The sequence below is a fragment of the Bradyrhizobium sp. U87765 SZCCT0048 genome, from assembly GCF_018131225.1.
In the GTDB taxonomy this organism is placed as follows: domain Bacteria; phylum Pseudomonadota; class Alphaproteobacteria; order Rhizobiales; family Xanthobacteraceae; genus Bradyrhizobium_A.
The window spans coordinates 464,925-478,611 of the sequence record NZ_JAFCMM010000004.1 but is presented as its reverse complement, the minus strand read 5'-3'; the positions used below and the strand labels follow the sequence as shown (position 1 = coordinate 478,611).

Sequence of the window (13,687 nt, the reverse complement as noted above, 5' to 3'; positions counted from 1 at the left end):
CCAGCTTCGGTGTCTATCGGCGCCAACTACCGGGATCCACGGTCCAGCTTATGGATGCCTCGACACGGTGCCGCGGCCTCACACGTCGACGCTGGCCACCAGCGCGTTGTCCTGGATGAAGTCGCGGCGCGGTTCGACGACGTCGCCCATCAGCTTGGTGAAGATGTCGTCGGCCTCGTCGACCTCCTTGATCTTCACCTGCAGCAGCGAGCGCACGTTGGTGTCGAGCGTCGTCTCCCAGAGCTGGCCCGGGTTCATCTCGCCGAGACCTTTGTAGCGCTGCAGCGCCACGCCCTTGCGGCCGGCATCCGTCACCGCGTCGAACAGGCTGACCGGGCCGTAGACCGGCGTTTCGCTGTCCTTGCGGCGCAGCGTGCCGGGGCGCGGATAGGCCTCCTGCAGGCGGCCGGCATACTCGTCGAGCTTGCGGGCGTCGGCGGAGCCGAGCAGCGCGGCATCGAGCACGGCGACTTCCTTGACGCCGCGCACCGTGCGCTCGAAGTGAAAGCCCTCGCCCTCGACATAGTGGCCGATCCAGCCGCGCTCGACCTCGTCGGCCAGCGTATCCAGACGCTTGGCGATGTAGTCGGCGGCGGCTTCCGCGGTCTGCGGGTCGGCCGTCATGCTCGGGTTGAGCACGCCGGCGATCGCCGCCTGCTCCACCACGACGCGGTTGTAGCGGCTGTGCAGGCCATGCAGCGTGCCGCGGATGACGCGGGCGTCCTCCACCATGGCCAGCAGGTCCTTGCCCGCGCGCTCCTCGCCGGTCGACAGCCGCAGCACGCAGTCGTCGAGGCCGGTGCCGATCAGGTAGTCTTCCAGCGCGCGCTCGTCCTTGAGGTACTGCTCGGACCTGCCGCGCGTCACCTTGTAGAGCGGCGGCTGGGCGATATAGAGGTTGCCGGCTTCGATCAGCTGCGGCATCTGCCGGAAGAAGAACGTCAGCAGCAGCGTGCGGATATGGGCGCCGTCGACGTCGGCGTCCGTCATGATGATGATCTTGTGGTAGCGCAGCTTGCTGAGGTCGAAGTCCTCGCGGCCAATGCCGGTGCCGAGCGCGGTGATCAGCGTGCCAACCTGCTCCGACGACAGCATCTTGTCGAAGCGCGCGCGCTCGACGTTGAGGATCTTGCCGCGCAGCGGCAGCACCGCCTGGAATTCGCGGTTGCGGCCCTGCTTGGCGGAGCCGCCTGCCGAGTCGCCCTCGACGATGAACAGCTCGGATTTGGCAGGATCGCGCTCCTGGCAGTCGGCAAGCTTGCCGGGCAGGGACGAGATGCCGAGCGGGCTCTTGCGGGTGAGCTCGCGCGCCTTGCGCGCGGCCTCGCGCGCGGCCGCGGCCTGGATCACCTTGCCGACGATGCTCTTGGCTTCGCCCGGATGTTCCTCGAGCCAGGCAGCGAGCGCCTCGTTGACGACGCTCTCGACCACCGGCTTGACCTCGGAGGAAACCAGCTTGTCCTTGGTCTGCGACGAGAATTTTGGGTCGGGCACCTTCACCGACAGCACGGCGGTGAGGCCTTCGCGGCAGTCGTCACCGGTCAGCCCGGCCTTCTCCTTCTTGGAGATGCCGCTGGTGTCGGCATAGCCGGTGATCTGGCGCGTCAGCGCGCCGCGGAAGCCGGCGAGATGGGTGCCGCCGTCACGCTGCGGGATGTTGTTGGTGAAGCACAGCACGTTCTCGTGGTAGCTGTCGTTCCACCACAGCGCGACGTCGACGGCGATGCCGTTGTGTTCGGAGCGGATCACGATCGGCGCGGGCATGATCGCGGTCTTGTTGCGGTCGAGGTACTTCACGAACGCCTCGATGCCGCCCTCGTAACGCATCTCCTCGCGCTTCTCGACCGCATGGCGCATGTCGGACAGCACGATGGTGACGCCGGAGTTGAGGAAGGCGAGCTCGCGCAGGCGGTGCTCCAGCGTGGCGAAGTCGAACTCCACCATCGTGAAGGTTTCAGGGCTCGGATAGAACGTCACCTCGGTGCCGCGCTGGCCCTGCGCGTCGCCGACCACGGCGAGCGGGGCCACGGCGTCGCCGTGGTGGAATTCCATGAAGTGTTCCTTGCCGTCGCGCCAGATCCGCAACTGCAGCTTGGTCGACAGCGCGTTGACGACGGACACGCCGACGCCGTGCAGACCGCCGGAAACCTTGTAGGAGTTCTGGTCGAACTTACCGCCGGCGTGCAACTGGGTCATGATGACCTCGGCCGCGGAAATGCCTTCGCCCTTGTGGATGTCGGTCGGAATGCCGCGACCGTCGTCGCGCACCGTCACCGAGCCATCGGGATTGAGCGACACGTTCACCGCGCTGGCGTGGCCGGCCAGCGCCTCGTCGATGGCGTTGTCGACGACCTCGTAGACCATGTGATGCAGGCCCGAGCCGTCATCGGTGTCGCCGATATACATGCCGGGACGCTTACGGACAGCGTCGAGGCCTTTCAGGACCTTGATGGACTCGGCGCCGTATTCGGCAGCCGGAGCGGCGACGGGTTCGGCAGGCTGCTGCCGGGCAGGTTCGTTCATAAAGGATGCCTTCGCGAGGGCCGGCGAATCAGTTCACGACCGTGCGTGCTGAGACGCTTTTTGTGCCACGAATTCGAGGGGGCGTACAGGGCAAAAGGATGCCCTTCAAGCTGTTGAATAAATGGTGATTTTTGCCGCTTTTGCAAGGCCGCAAAACGGCCCCTTCGAGGCACCGGAAAAGCCTGTTCCGCAAGGCCTGTCCCGGGTGGATTCGGCGGCCCGGTTTGGCTGCTTTCAGGCGCCGCCGCGGCGGCTGATCCGGCCGCCGTCGACCTCGAACAGCTCGGCATTGGCGCCGACTTCGGCGAACGCCGCGGGGTCCGCCCCGGTCATCCAGACCTGCGCGCCGAGATCGGTCAGTTCCGCGAACAGCGCGGCGCGGCGGCCGGGATCGAGATGGGCGACGACCTCGTCGAGCAGCAGCAGCGGCGTGATGCCCGTCATTTCCGACACCAGCGTGGCATGGGCAAGCACGAGGCCGATCAGCAGCGCTTTCTGCTCGCCGGTCGAGGCATCCTTGGCCGGCATCTGCTTGGGCGCGTAGACCACTTGCAGGTCGGTGAGATGCGGGCCGTCGAGGGTGCGTCCGGCGGCGGCGTCGCGCGGCCGGGCGTCGCGCAGCACCTTGCGGTAGCGGTCTTCCACCGCGGTCGCCGGTTCTTCGAGCAGTGCGTTTTCGACCCAGCCGTCGAATGCGATCTGAGCGGAGGGGAACGCAGAGACGGCGGCGCGCCCGCGCAGCTTGGCGGCCAGCCGCGTCAGCGTTTCGATGCGCAGCGCCGCCACCGCGACCGCGAGTTCGGCGGTCTCGCGTTCCACCGCGTCGAGCCAGTGGCCATCGCCCGGTCGTTCCTCCAGCAGGCGGTTGCGCGAACGCAGCGAGCGCTCCAGCGCCGAAACGCGGCCGGTGTGGCCGCTGTCGACCGCCAGCACCAGGCGGTCGAAGAAACGCCGCCGTTCGGACGCGGCGCCCATGAACAGGCCGTCCATCGCCGGCGTCAGCCACACCATGCGCAGGTGATCGCCGAACGCTGCGGCGGAGCCGACCGGCTCGCGGTCGATCCGGCAGCGGCGCGTGGTCGCGCCATCGCCCGATGTCGCGTCGATACCGGTGCCGAGCGTTGCGAGGCCGAGCGCGCCCTCGACCTCGGCGGACACCGCCCATGAGCCGTCGCCCTGGATGTCGGCGACATCCTCAAGGGTCGCGCGCCGCAGCCCGCGGCCGGGCGACAGCAGGGAGATCGCCTCCAGGCAGTTGGTCTTGCCGGCGCCGTTCGGCCCGGCCAGCACCACCAGCTGCCCGCGCGTCGTCACGCTCGCCGCGCGGTAGCTGCGGAAATGCGTCAGGCTGAGGCGGCGGATGTGGCAGGCGGTCATGGCTGGTGCTTTATCACGCCCGCGCGCGATGGACAGCCATGTCCGATGGATGGTGCTGGCGCAGGCAGTTGCACCGGGCTGTTCCATTGCCGTCGGGATGGTGGATCAGGCGGAAGGCCCCGCTCCATGTTCAGCGTCGTTGCCGGGCTTGACCCGGCAACCCAGCTTGCGCGCAGCGCCCACGAGAGCTTCGAAAGCAGGATCACCGGGTCAAGCCCGGTGATGACGCTGCTATTGGAGATGCGCCTCGCGCCTCATGGCAGCGGAGCAGCTGCGGCCGCTCCAAACATCGTGCAACCGTGCACGTGAAGTGCGTGCGGTCGCCTCACACCCGCATCGGCATCAGCACGTACAGCGCGCCCTTGGAATCCTTGTCCTGCATCAGGGTCGGCGACCCCGGATCGGCGAGGCGGAGCACGGCGACCTCGCCCTCGATCTGGGCGGCGATGTCGAGGAGGTAGCGCGAGTTGAAGCCGATATCGAGCGGGTCGGCGGCGTATTCGACCTCGAGCTCTTCGGTCGCGCTGCCGGAGTCCGGGTTGGTGACCGACAGCACGAGGCGTCCGGCCGACAGCGACAGCTTCACGGCGCGGCCGCGTTCGCTGGAAATGGTCGAGACACGGTCGACCGCGGCCTCGAAGTCCTTCTTGTCGACGATCAGTTCCTTGTCGTTGTGCTGCGGAATGACGCGGCCATAGTCAGGGAACGTGCCGTCGATCAGCTTGGAGGTCAGCACGACGTTGCCGAGGGTGAGACGGATCTTGCCGGTGGAGAGCTCGATCAGGATCTCCGCTTCGGTATCCTCGATCAGGCGCTGCACCTCGCCGACGGTCTTGCGCGGCACGATGACGCCCGGCATGCCCTCAGCGCCGGCGGGCAGCGGCAGGTCGACCTGGGCGAGGCGATGGCCGTCGGTGGCGACCCCGCGCAGGGTCGCGCTCGCGCCGCTGCCGGCGTTGTGCAGATAGATGCCGTTGAGATAGTAGCGCGTCTCTTCGGTCGAGATCGCGAACTGGGTGCGGTCGATCAGGCGCTTGACGTCGCTGGCCGGCACCTTGAAGCCGTTGGTCATGTCGCCGGCGGCGAGATCCGGGAAATCGCTCTCCGGCAGGGTCTGCAGCGTGAAGCGCGAGCGTCCGGCGCGGATCGCCAGCACCGAGCGGTCGCCATCGGCCTCCAGCACCACCTGCGAGCCGTCCGGAAGCTTGCGCACGATGTCGTAGAACATGTGCGCCGGAACCGTGGTCGAGCCGGCGCCGCCGACCTCGGCGGCCAGCGTCTCGGTGACTTCGAGATCGAGGTCGGTGGCCTTCAGGCTGAGCTTGGCGTTCTCCGCCCGCACCAGCACGTTGCCCAGGATCGGAATGGTGTTGCGGCGTTCGACCACCCGGTGGACATGGCCCAGGGACTTCAGGAGTTGCGCACGCTCGACCGTGACCTTCATCGCACTATCCGTCCGATACTCTACGACACTGTGGGAATGCCGGCGCGGGCATGCCGCCCCGGCGAGTGACGCCCGCTGGGAGCAAGCCCGCGGGGGACCGCAAGGTGCCGTGGACCGCGAGGGAGCGCAAGTGGGCAGCCCCCGCAGGCCAGGATTTCCTGAGCGTTATCCGCGCAATTTCAGAGCGATCCGCCCGGCGGAGCGGGCGGCCGGTCCTGACTTCAGTCCTGCAGCTGGCGCTTCAGCAGCTCGACCTCGTCTGCCAGCGCCACATCCTTGGTCACCAGCGCCTCGATCTTGCGGACGGCATGCAGCACGGTGGTGTGGTCGCGGCCGCCGAACCGCCGGCCGATCTCCGGCAGCGACCGCAGGGTCAGCGTCTTGGCCAGGTACATGGCGACCTGGCGCGGGCGCACCACGTTGGCGGTGCGGCGGGAGGACAGAAGGTCCGAGCGGCTGACATTGTACTGCCGCGCCACCACGCGCTGGATGTCCTCGATCTTGACGCGCTTGGGTTCCTGCGGCCGCACCAGGTCGCGCACCTCGCGCTCGGCCATCTCCAGCGTCACCGGCTGGGCGTTGAGCTTGCTGTGGGCGAGCAGGCGGTTGACCGCGCCTTCGAGGTCGCGGCCGTTATGGGTGATGGCGCGCGACAGATACTCCAGCACCGGCTGCGGCACGTCGAAGCCGGCGTGATGGGCCCGCGCCGCGGCGACGCGCGTCTTGAGGATTTCGAGGCGCAGCTCTTCGCCGAGCGTGCCCATCTCGACGACGAGGCCGCCGGCGAGGCGCGAACGCACGCGGTCGTCGAGAGCTTCGAGCTCGGACGGCGGACGGTCGGCGGCGATCACCACCTGGCGGCCGGCGTCGATCAGCGCGTTCAGCGTGTGACAGAACTCGGCCTGGGTCGACTTGCCCTGCAGGAACTGGAGATCGTCGATGACCAGCACGTCGATGCCGCGCAACGCTTCCTTGAACGCCAGCGCCGTCTGCGTCTTCAGCGCGGCGACGAAGCCGTACATGAACTTCTCGACGGTGAGATAGAGCACCTTGCGCTCGCCGCTGGCGTTGCCGGCCCAGGTCACCGCCTGCAGCAGATGCGTCTTGCCGAGGCCAACGCCGGCATGGATGTAGAGCGGGTTGAACATCACGGGGTCGCCGCGGCGGCCCTCGGCGACCTGACGCGCGGCGGCATGGGCCAGCGTGTTCGAACGGCCCATCACGAAGCTGTCGAAGGTCAGGCGCGGGTCGAGCGGCGAGCCGCCGAGCGCGTCATGACCGGCCGCGGCCGGCGACATCATCGGGCCGCGCAGTTCCGCCGACGCCGGCGCGCTGGCGCGCTCGGCGCGGCGTTCCTCGACCGCGGGCTTGACCACCTGAACCGGCGCGGCGGCACGCATTGCCGAACGCACGGTGAGGTCGATGCGGTGCACCTCCGGCATTTCGGCCTGCCAGCACGACAGCACACGGTCGGCGTAGTGCGCCTGGATCCAGCTTTTGAGGAAGCGGGTCGGCACCGACATGTGCACGCTCTCGCCCTGCACGCCTTCCAGATCCATGCGGGCGAACCAGCTGCTGTAGACGTCCTCGCCGACGGTCGAGCGAAGGCGCACCTGTACGCGGGCCCAACGATCCTGATCCATGTCTGTCATGTGACTCAAAACTTTTCTGACGGAGTTGCGTGAAACGGCTGTCGCCGATGAAGAGGGGCCGCGCTGTCGCCGCGGCGAGCGATCCTTGCGTTCAGCTCTCGCGATCCCGTGCGCGCGCACCATGTCGTTCGGCATCGATGATGCCGTCAGGCAGGCGCAGCTTTGGCATTCGGAAAAGGAGGCTGGTCCGCAGGATCAGCAGGTACTGGAGCGATCTCCAGGAGCAGAGGGGAAGCACGCAATCGGGCAGATCCGGACCGCGCTACAGGCGCGGCTGCGCAGCGAAAAGCTGGTGGAGCGTGGTGCGCGATGGATGGCCGAGATTGCTCGCTGTGTCATGAAAAACCCCCCGCTCGCCGCGCCGATGCGCGGCAAGGTGTTGCGTCGATGGTTGCGTTGCCGAGTCTTCTAAAATCCCGGTTGCGCGGGGAAATCCCCTCGATCCGGAATGCCGCGTACTGAAAGCCCTCACACATTCAGTCCCGTCTCCCATGCCGTCGACCATTCGCTTCCGCGCGCATCATTTCTTCTTGTCGACGCACCCGGCCAGATCCGGAGGCGTCGGAGAAACTTGGGCGCACGAAACCACTCTCATATCGCTATGAGTCAACCGACTGTCGCTTGGGAAACTTCGCTAACGCTCCGATCATCGCTGACCGTTGCGTTTCCCGAGGGTCTCAGATCGCGCTGATCTGACGAGCCGCGGGTGCCGCGAACGATTTAAGAAATACACGATGGCTCGCGGGCCGCAACGAAATGATTCTCGAAGATGCGTGCGCCGAATTCGGCATCATGGTTGACGGCGCGCGCGCGTCGCCGGTGCTTGTGGACAACATTTTGAATCTGCGCGTGGAATCGATTGGGCGCGGCCTTGTCACATTCCGCGGGCGAGCGAAAAAAAACTTCACAAATTCTTCACCAATGGTCTGATCGCTCCGGGCTTTTGAAAGTACCTGATCGCGCTTTGCCGATAAGTGATTAGTGAAGCGCGTTTTTTCTTGATCATTTTTGCAGGGTAGCCGTCATGTCATCAACAGCCTGATGATGGGGCGATCGCTTGCAAATCTAAAAAAGGGTGCTAGGCGATTCTCGCTCGCTCAGTGCGCGCCACGCTTGTCTCGGAATGCGCAACGTGACTGCGCGCGATGCAAAAGAGCGAGTGTGCGACACGATGTGCGCGACAAGCGAAGACGTTCTCGCAACAGCGATCCTGGAAAACAAAAAAGCCCGGCGCGAGCCGGGCTTTTGTGACAGTCGCTCTGTCGAGCGAGAAGCTTACTTCGCGAGCTTGGCGATCTGCGCCGCGAGACGCGACACCTTGCGGCTCGCATTGTTGCGGTGAACGATGTTGCGCTGCGCTGCGCGCATCAGCTCAGGCTCCGCCTTCTTGAAGGCAACGAGCGCGGCGTCGCGATCGCCCTTCTCGATCGCCGCCTCGACGGTGCGAACCGAGTTGCGCATCTGGGTGCGGCGCGACTTGTTGACGATGGTGCGGCGAGCGATCTTCCGCGTCGCCTTCTTGGCAGAAGTGGTGTTGGCCATGCTCTCAAGGTCCTGCTGCGACGACTCGATGCCGAGCCGGGCTTGTTGGCGTCGTCCGCTTCGCCGCGACCGACGTTTGAATGAATGGGTTCGTTCTTGAAATAGCCGAACCCGGAATACGGGCTGCGGGGCTGCTCAAAGAACAGCGGCGGCAAGGGTGAACCTGCCGCCAGTTGGGCGTCTTATAATGGCGCGGGAAATGATCGTCAACGCGGCTGTGGCCGGGGAACGGCAGTCTGGCGCCGGGGGCGACCGTCCGCCGGCCTTTCCCCTCGCCCGAGAAAAGGGAGCGGTTCCAGCCATTTGGGGGGGTCCTTCGGGCGCCCTGGCTGGCCCGGCCCAGGGGCCCGTCTCATGGCCCCGGCCGACGGCCGAGGTTGAATTCGGGCCGGCCTGCCGGTATTGCCGGGCGGGGTGTTCGGGAACAGGACGACGACATGATCCGCGGCTTCTTCCGTCTGGTGGGCCTCCTGCTGCTCGCCGGCGGGTTCATTTTCCTGGTCTATGACGGCGCCCGCTCGATCGCCGACCAGACAGTGCGGCTGACCCGGCTCGGCGACTTCTGGAACGACATCCACCAGGCCAGCCAGCGGGCGGCGCAGGTGATGGTCGACAGCCATTCGCCCTGGCTCTGGAACAGTGTGGTGAAGGTCATTCTCAACCAGCCGACCTGGGCCGTGCTCGGCGTGATCGGGCTCGTGCTCATGCTGCTGAGCCGCCCGAAGCGCCGGCTGATCGGCTACGCCCGCGACTGAGCGGCGTCGCGGCGCCGGTATCCGCCGGATCATCGGCAGGGTAACGTCCTGACGTTTGCTGCGTAGAGACATATATGTCGGATCTGTCTGGGATCCGAAGCAGGAGCCGATCCATGCTGTTCATGCGCAAGTCTCTGGAACTGCCGTCCGCCGCCACCGCATTGCCGGGCCGTGCGGATCCAATTCCCACCGCGACCACCCATTTCGTCAACGGCCACAAGCTGCAGGGCCCGTATCCCGACGGCCTCGAGCGCGCGGTGTTCGCGCTTGGCTGCTTCTGGGGTGCGGAACGCAAGTTCTGGCAGCTCGGCGACGGCGTCTATGTCACGGCGGTGGGCTATGCCGGCGGCATCACGCCGAACCCCACCTACGAAGAGACCTGCTCGGGGCGCACCGGACACACCGAGGTGGTGCTGGTGGTGTTCGATCCCGGGAAGATCTCCTACGAGGCGCTGCTGAAGACGTTCTGGGAAAGCCACGACCCGACGCAGGGCATGCGCCAGGGCAACGACATCGGCACGCAGTATCGCTCGGCGATCTACACCTATGGCGAGGCGCAGGCGAAAGCGGCGGCAGAGTCGAAGGCTGCCTTTGGCAAGGCGCTCGCTGCCCAGGGGTATGGTGCGATCACCACCGAGATCGCGCCTGCGCCGGCGTTCTACTTCGCCGAGGATTATCATCAGCAGTATCTCGCCAAGAATCCCGGCGGCTACTGCGGTCTCGGCGGCACCGGCGTGTCCTGCCCGATCGGTGTCGGCGTTCACGCCTGACATCCGACGTCCGGTTCCGGCGCCGACGTCGGACTTGAGAGATGAGAGAGGGCCGCGCGCTGCGCGCGGCCCTCTCTTCTCTTTTGTCGCTCTCTTTGATCGCTGCCGCGGTTCAATCGGCGGAACCAGCCCGCCAACGTCGGCATCGATACCCTTTGTTAACCATAATCGGTGCACACCTGACATGTGTCCTGGATAAGGGATCGGTCCGGTGCGGTGTTGGCGCGCGTTTCAGAGTCTGTTGGTTGGTGCGCTCGTCGCGCTCGCGCTGTCGGGGTGCATGACCGTGCCGCCGCCGGTGGCGGCCATCGGTGGTCCGGCAGTTGGCGGGCCGGGTCTTGATCAGCTCGCCTATGGCGCGCCGAATGTCGCGGTGACGCCGGTCGCGTTCGCGCCGAGCTCCGAATATCGCCTCGACGCCGGCGATCGCCTGCGCATCGTCGTCTACGGCCAGGACGGACTCACCAATTCCTATGCGGTCGACGCCGGCGGCGCCATCACCATGCCGCTGGTCGGCACGGTCCATGCCCGCGGCCTGACGCCGGCCGAACTCGCCCGCGCCATCACCGCCAAGCTGCGCGCCGGCTACATCCGCGAGCCCTATGTCGCGGTCGAGGTCGAGGCCTATCGCCCGTTCTTCATCCTCGGCGAGGTCACGGCGCCCGGCCAATATCCGTATGTGCCGAACATGACGGTCGAGAGCGCGGTGGCGATCGCCGGCGGCTTCTCGCCGCGCGCCTTCAAGGGCACGGTCGAGCTCACCCGCACCGACCGCAACGGCGCCGTGCGCGCCACCGTGCCGCTCGGCACCATCATGCGGCCGGGCGACACCGTGGTCATCAGCGAGCGCTGGTTCTAGGCGGTCGGCTCGTTCAGCCCTTCGCTCAATGGACAGTGAAGGCCACGGACGACAGAAGGTTTATCCCCTCGCCAAGACATCAGCTCTCATCCTCATGGTGAGGCGCGCGGTCACCCCCCGCGGAATGACGCCGGTGGATCGGCCGCCGTAGCGTTCGCTTACCCCAGCAGATGCTTGGCGAAAAATGCCAGGCTGCGCTGGCGGGCGACATCGGCGCTGGCCTTGTCGTAGCTCGCGCGCTGGTCGCAGTTGAAGCCGTGCTGGGCGTCGGGATAGACGAAGATCTCGACGTCCGGGCGCTTGGCGCGTACGGCCTCGACATCGGACAGCGGAATGCCGTGGTCCTTCTCGCCATAGTGCAGCATGGTCGGCACCTTCGGCGTCTCGTCGGCGAAGCGCGTGATGGCGCCGCCATAGTAGCCGATCGCCGCCTTGAGGCCGTGGAGACGCGTCGCCGCCGCGAACGCGATGCTGCCGCCGAGACAGAAGCCGATGACGCCGACCGGGCCGATCGACTTCACCGCGTCGATCGCCGCCTGGGTATCGCGCAGGAACGCGTCGAAATCCGGATTGGCGACGAACTTGCGCGCCACCGCGACTTCTTCTGGCGAGTAACCGGATTGAAAGCCCGGCTCGACACGGTCGAAGATCGCCGGCGCGATCGCGGTATAGCCCTGCACCGTGAAGCGGTCGCACACCGTGCGGATGTGATCGTTGACGCCGAAGATCTCCTGGATCACCACCACGGCCGCTTTCGCGGGGGTGGCCGGATCGGCGCGATAGGCGCTTAGCTCGAATCCGTCGGAAGCCTTCAGCGTGATGGTCTGTCCCATGGCAAGTGTCCAGGCGTTGGAGAAAGAGAAGATAAGGGAAGTTTGGCGCGGGGCAGCCTGCGGCGCAGGTTACTGCCACATCCAGTTGCGGCCCCAGTCGCCTTTCCAGCCGGTCAGGCGGCCTTTGCGGAACTGGAGAAACAGCTTGTCGTCACGCGGAAAGAAGCCGCTGCCGCCGATGTGGCGCGCGGCGAGGTAGATCTCGTCGCCGGTCCGTCCGCCGACACGGGAGAGCGGCGTGCCCAGCGCGGTCGCGACGTCATCCGGGCTCATGCCGAAGGCCAGCGGCGTGTTGTTCGACAGCGTGCGGGTGAAGGGAGCGGGGCCCCAGTCGCCGGCGCGCGCCGGCGACTGGGCGGCATGCGTCAGGGCGAGGGCGACAACGGCGGCGAACGGAACTAGCTTCATGGCGCCGATTGTTCTTCGGATCGCGGCGCAACACAAGTCGAAAGCAGGTGAGGAATGACGTGCCTGGCGTGAGAGTGGGAGCCGGCTCCGCCTGGTGGGGCGACCGCATCGAACCTGCGAAGCTCAATGCCGAGCAGGGTGATCTCGATTTCCTGTGCTTCGAGACCATGGCCGAGGCCACCGTGTCGGCAGCCCAGGTGCGCAAGCGCCGCGATCCGTCGTTCCCCGGCTACGACACCTATCTCGACGACCGCATGCGCGCGGTGCTGCCGGGCTGCCTGCGCCGCGGCACCCGCATCGTCACCAACCAGGGCTGGATCAATCCCGATGGTGCGGCCGAGCGCATCGTCGCGCTGCTGCGCGAACATGGCGCCCGCGGCAGGAAGGTTGCCGCGGTGTCGGGCAGCCTGATCACGGAGCTGGTGCGTGGTCTCGACACGCAGGTGCTCGAAACCGGTGCGCCGGTCGGCGGCATTGCGGCCGACATTATCTCGGCCGAGGCCTATCTCGGCGCCGAGCCGATCGTCGCCGCGCTCGACGCCGGCGCCGACATCGTCGTCACCGGGCGGGTCGCCGATCCCTCGCTGTTCCTCGCGCCGCTGATGCACACATATCAGTGGTGCGCCGACGACTGGGCGCGGCTCGGGCAGGGCAGCGGCATCGGCCATCTGCTGGAGTGCGGGGCCCAGGTCACCGGCGGCTATTTTGCCGACCCGCCCTTCAAGGACGTGCCGTCGCCGTGGGATCTCGCATTTCCGATCGCCGAGGTTGAGGCGGACGGCAGCGCGGTCATCGCCAAGGTTGCGGGCACCGGCGGCGCGATCGACCGCCGCACCGTCGCCGAGCAGATGCTCTACGAGGTGCATGATCCGGCCAATTACATCACGCCGGATGTGGTGGTCGATTTCACCACGGCGGCGATCGAGGAGGTCGGTCCGGACCGCGTGCGGGTTCATGGCGTCGGCGGCAAGCCGCGCACGCCCACCCTCAAGGTGTCCATGGGCTGCATGGAAGGTTTCATCGGCGAGGACATGTTCTTCTATGCCGGTCCCGGCGCGCTGCGTCGCGCGCAGCTCGCCAAACGCATCCTGGAGGAGCGCTTCCGCATCGTCGGCCTCAAGGCCGATGACCTGCGGATCGATTTCCTCGGCCTCAACGCCATTCATGGCGAGGCGACGCCGGCAGACGCGCCGGAGCCCTACGAGGTCGCGGTGCGGGTGGCGGCGCGCACCAAGACCCGCGACGAGGCGCTCAAGGTCGGCCGCGAGGTCGACGGCATGGCAGTGTCCGGCGTCGGCATGACTGGCAAGCGCGTCCCGCACCAGGACCGCGCCCGCGAAATCGTCGGCGTGTGGTCGACGCTGGTGCCGCGCGAGCGTGTGCCGGCGACGATCAACTGGTATGAGAGCTAGTCTTGGGCACGCCGCGACAACCGTTCCTCCTCGTCCTGAGGAGCAGGCGTAGCCTGCGTCTCGAAGGATGAGGCCCCGATGAGGTGGCCTCATGGTTCGAGACGCGGCCAAA

General features: G+C 66.8%; 14 protein-coding genes. 7 read left to right on the top strand and 7 right to left on the bottom strand.

All coding sequences use genetic code 11. From position 1 onward, the window contains the following. Positions 1-78: 78 nt before the first annotated feature. Positions 79-2,523 (bottom strand): DNA topoisomerase (ATP-hydrolyzing) subunit B, encoded by a 2,445-nt coding sequence (gene gyrB / locus JQ639_RS25025; RefSeq protein ID WP_211968861.1) that lies wholly within the window; start codon positions 2,521-2,523, stop codon positions 79-81. A 234-nt stretch (positions 2,524-2,757) separates the two neighbouring features. After that, positions 2,758-3,900 carry a DNA replication/repair protein RecF gene (recF, locus tag JQ639_RS25020; protein ID WP_211968862.1) on the bottom strand — a complete coding sequence of 381 codons (1,143 nt, stop codon included), beginning with the start codon at positions 3,898-3,900 and terminating at the stop codon, positions 2,758-2,760. Positions 3,901-4,026: 126 nt separating this feature from the next. Here recF and JQ639_RS25015 point away from each other — a divergent pair, with 126 nt between their 5' ends. Beyond that, the gene (locus tag JQ639_RS25015) at positions 4,027-4,209 is read left to right on the top strand and encodes a hypothetical protein (protein WP_211990931.1); all 183 of its coding nucleotides are present in this window, start codon (positions 4,027-4,029) and stop codon (positions 4,207-4,209) included. Positions 4,210-4,225: 16 nt separating this feature from the next. Here JQ639_RS25015 and dnaN read toward each other — a convergent pair whose 3' ends face one another. Continuing rightward, positions 4,226-5,344, bottom strand: coding sequence for a DNA polymerase III subunit beta (gene dnaN / locus JQ639_RS25010; protein ID WP_211968863.1), 1,119 nt, complete (start codon positions 5,342-5,344; stop codon positions 4,226-4,228). A gap of 221 nt (positions 5,345-5,565) precedes the next feature. Further along, positions 5,566-6,996: a chromosomal replication initiator protein DnaA gene (gene dnaA / locus JQ639_RS25005; protein WP_211968864.1), complete on the bottom strand. Its 1,431-nt coding sequence runs from the start codon at positions 6,994-6,996 to the stop codon at positions 5,566-5,568. 85 nt (positions 6,997-7,081) lie between these two features. Between dnaA and JQ639_RS25000 the strand changes: the two genes are divergently transcribed. Both JQ639_RS25000 and JQ639_RS24995 read left to right on the top strand, forming a co-directional pair. Beyond that, positions 7,082-7,408 (top strand): hypothetical protein, encoded by a 327-nt coding sequence (locus tag JQ639_RS25000; protein ID WP_211968865.1) that lies wholly within the window; start codon positions 7,082-7,084, stop codon positions 7,406-7,408. Between the two features lie 344 nt (positions 7,409-7,752). Beyond that, positions 7,753-7,926, top strand: a complete 174-nt coding sequence (locus JQ639_RS24995) for a hypothetical protein (RefSeq protein WP_211968866.1) — start codon at positions 7,753-7,755, stop codon at positions 7,924-7,926. A gap of 345 nt (positions 7,927-8,271) precedes the next feature. Here JQ639_RS24995 and rpsT read toward each other — a convergent pair whose 3' ends face one another. Further along, positions 8,272-8,538, bottom strand: coding sequence for a 30S ribosomal protein S20 (rpsT, locus tag JQ639_RS24990; RefSeq protein WP_211968867.1), 267 nt, complete (start codon positions 8,536-8,538; stop codon positions 8,272-8,274). 437 nt (positions 8,539-8,975) lie between these two features. Here rpsT and JQ639_RS24985 point away from each other — a divergent pair, with 437 nt between their 5' ends. The 3 genes from JQ639_RS24985 to JQ639_RS24975 all read left to right on the top strand — a co-directional run bounded on the left by JQ639_RS24985 (position 8,976) and on the right by JQ639_RS24975 (position 10,922). Further along, positions 8,976-9,293, top strand: a complete 318-nt coding sequence (locus tag JQ639_RS24985) for a hypothetical protein (RefSeq protein WP_211968868.1) — start codon at positions 8,976-8,978, stop codon at positions 9,291-9,293. A gap of 113 nt (positions 9,294-9,406) precedes the next feature. Beyond that, positions 9,407-10,063, top strand: coding sequence for a peptide-methionine (S)-S-oxide reductase MsrA (msrA, locus tag JQ639_RS24980; protein ID WP_211968869.1), 657 nt, complete (start codon positions 9,407-9,409; stop codon positions 10,061-10,063). 280 nt (positions 10,064-10,343) lie between these two features. Continuing rightward, entirely contained in the window at positions 10,344-10,922 is a 579-nt protein-coding gene (locus tag JQ639_RS24975) for a polysaccharide biosynthesis/export family protein (RefSeq protein WP_211969075.1), read from the top strand. 158 nt (positions 10,923-11,080) lie between these two features. Here JQ639_RS24975 and JQ639_RS24970 read toward each other — a convergent pair whose 3' ends face one another. Both JQ639_RS24970 and JQ639_RS24965 read right to left on the bottom strand, forming a co-directional pair. Further along, on the bottom strand, positions 11,081-11,755 hold the full coding sequence (locus JQ639_RS24970) for a dienelactone hydrolase family protein (protein WP_211968870.1): 675 nt from the start codon (positions 11,753-11,755) through the stop codon (positions 11,081-11,083). 69 nt (positions 11,756-11,824) lie between these two features. Continuing rightward, entirely contained in the window at positions 11,825-12,163 is a 339-nt protein-coding gene (locus JQ639_RS24965) for a hypothetical protein (protein ID WP_211968871.1), read from the bottom strand. Positions 12,164-12,222: 59 nt separating this feature from the next. Here JQ639_RS24965 and JQ639_RS24960 point away from each other — a divergent pair, with 59 nt between their 5' ends. Next, on the top strand, positions 12,223-13,575 hold the full coding sequence (locus JQ639_RS24960; protein ID WP_211968872.1) for an acyclic terpene utilization AtuA family protein: 1,353 nt from the start codon (positions 12,223-12,225) through the stop codon (positions 13,573-13,575). Positions 13,576-13,687: the final 112 nt, after the last annotated feature.

Excerpts from the sequence above, each read along its gene's own strand:
- recF (WP_211968862.1), bottom strand. The coding sequence starts at position 3,900 with ATGACCGCCTGCCACATCCGCCGCCTCAGCCTGACGCATTTCCGCAGC.
- gyrB (WP_211968861.1), bottom strand. The coding sequence starts at position 2,523 with ATGAACGAACCTGCCCGGCAGCAGCCTGCCGAACCCGTCGCCGCTCCG.
- dnaN (WP_211968863.1), bottom strand. The coding sequence starts at position 5,344 with ATGAAGGTCACGGTCGAGCGTGCGCAACTCCTGAAGTCCCTGGGCCAT.
- msrA (WP_211968869.1), top strand. The coding sequence starts at position 9,407 with ATGCTGTTCATGCGCAAGTCTCTGGAACTGCCGTCCGCCGCCACCGCA.
- JQ639_RS25015 (WP_211990931.1), top strand. The coding sequence starts at position 4,027 with ATGTTCAGCGTCGTTGCCGGGCTTGACCCGGCAACCCAGCTTGCGCGC.
- JQ639_RS24985 (WP_211968868.1), top strand. The coding sequence starts at position 8,976 with ATGATCCGCGGCTTCTTCCGTCTGGTGGGCCTCCTGCTGCTCGCCGGC.
- JQ639_RS24970 (WP_211968870.1), bottom strand. The coding sequence starts at position 11,755 with ATGGGACAGACCATCACGCTGAAGGCTTCCGACGGATTCGAGCTAAGC.
- JQ639_RS24965 (WP_211968871.1), bottom strand. The coding sequence starts at position 12,163 with ATGAAGCTAGTTCCGTTCGCCGCCGTTGTCGCCCTCGCCCTGACGCAT.
- dnaA (WP_211968864.1), bottom strand. The coding sequence starts at position 6,996 with ATGACAGACATGGATCAGGATCGTTGGGCCCGCGTACAGGTGCGCCTT.
- rpsT (WP_211968867.1), bottom strand. The coding sequence starts at position 8,538 with ATGGCCAACACCACTTCTGCCAAGAAGGCGACGCGGAAGATCGCTCGC.
- JQ639_RS24995 (WP_211968866.1), top strand. The coding sequence starts at position 7,753 with ATGATTCTCGAAGATGCGTGCGCCGAATTCGGCATCATGGTTGACGGC.
- JQ639_RS24975 (WP_211969075.1), top strand. The coding sequence starts at position 10,344 with ATGACCGTGCCGCCGCCGGTGGCGGCCATCGGTGGTCCGGCAGTTGGC.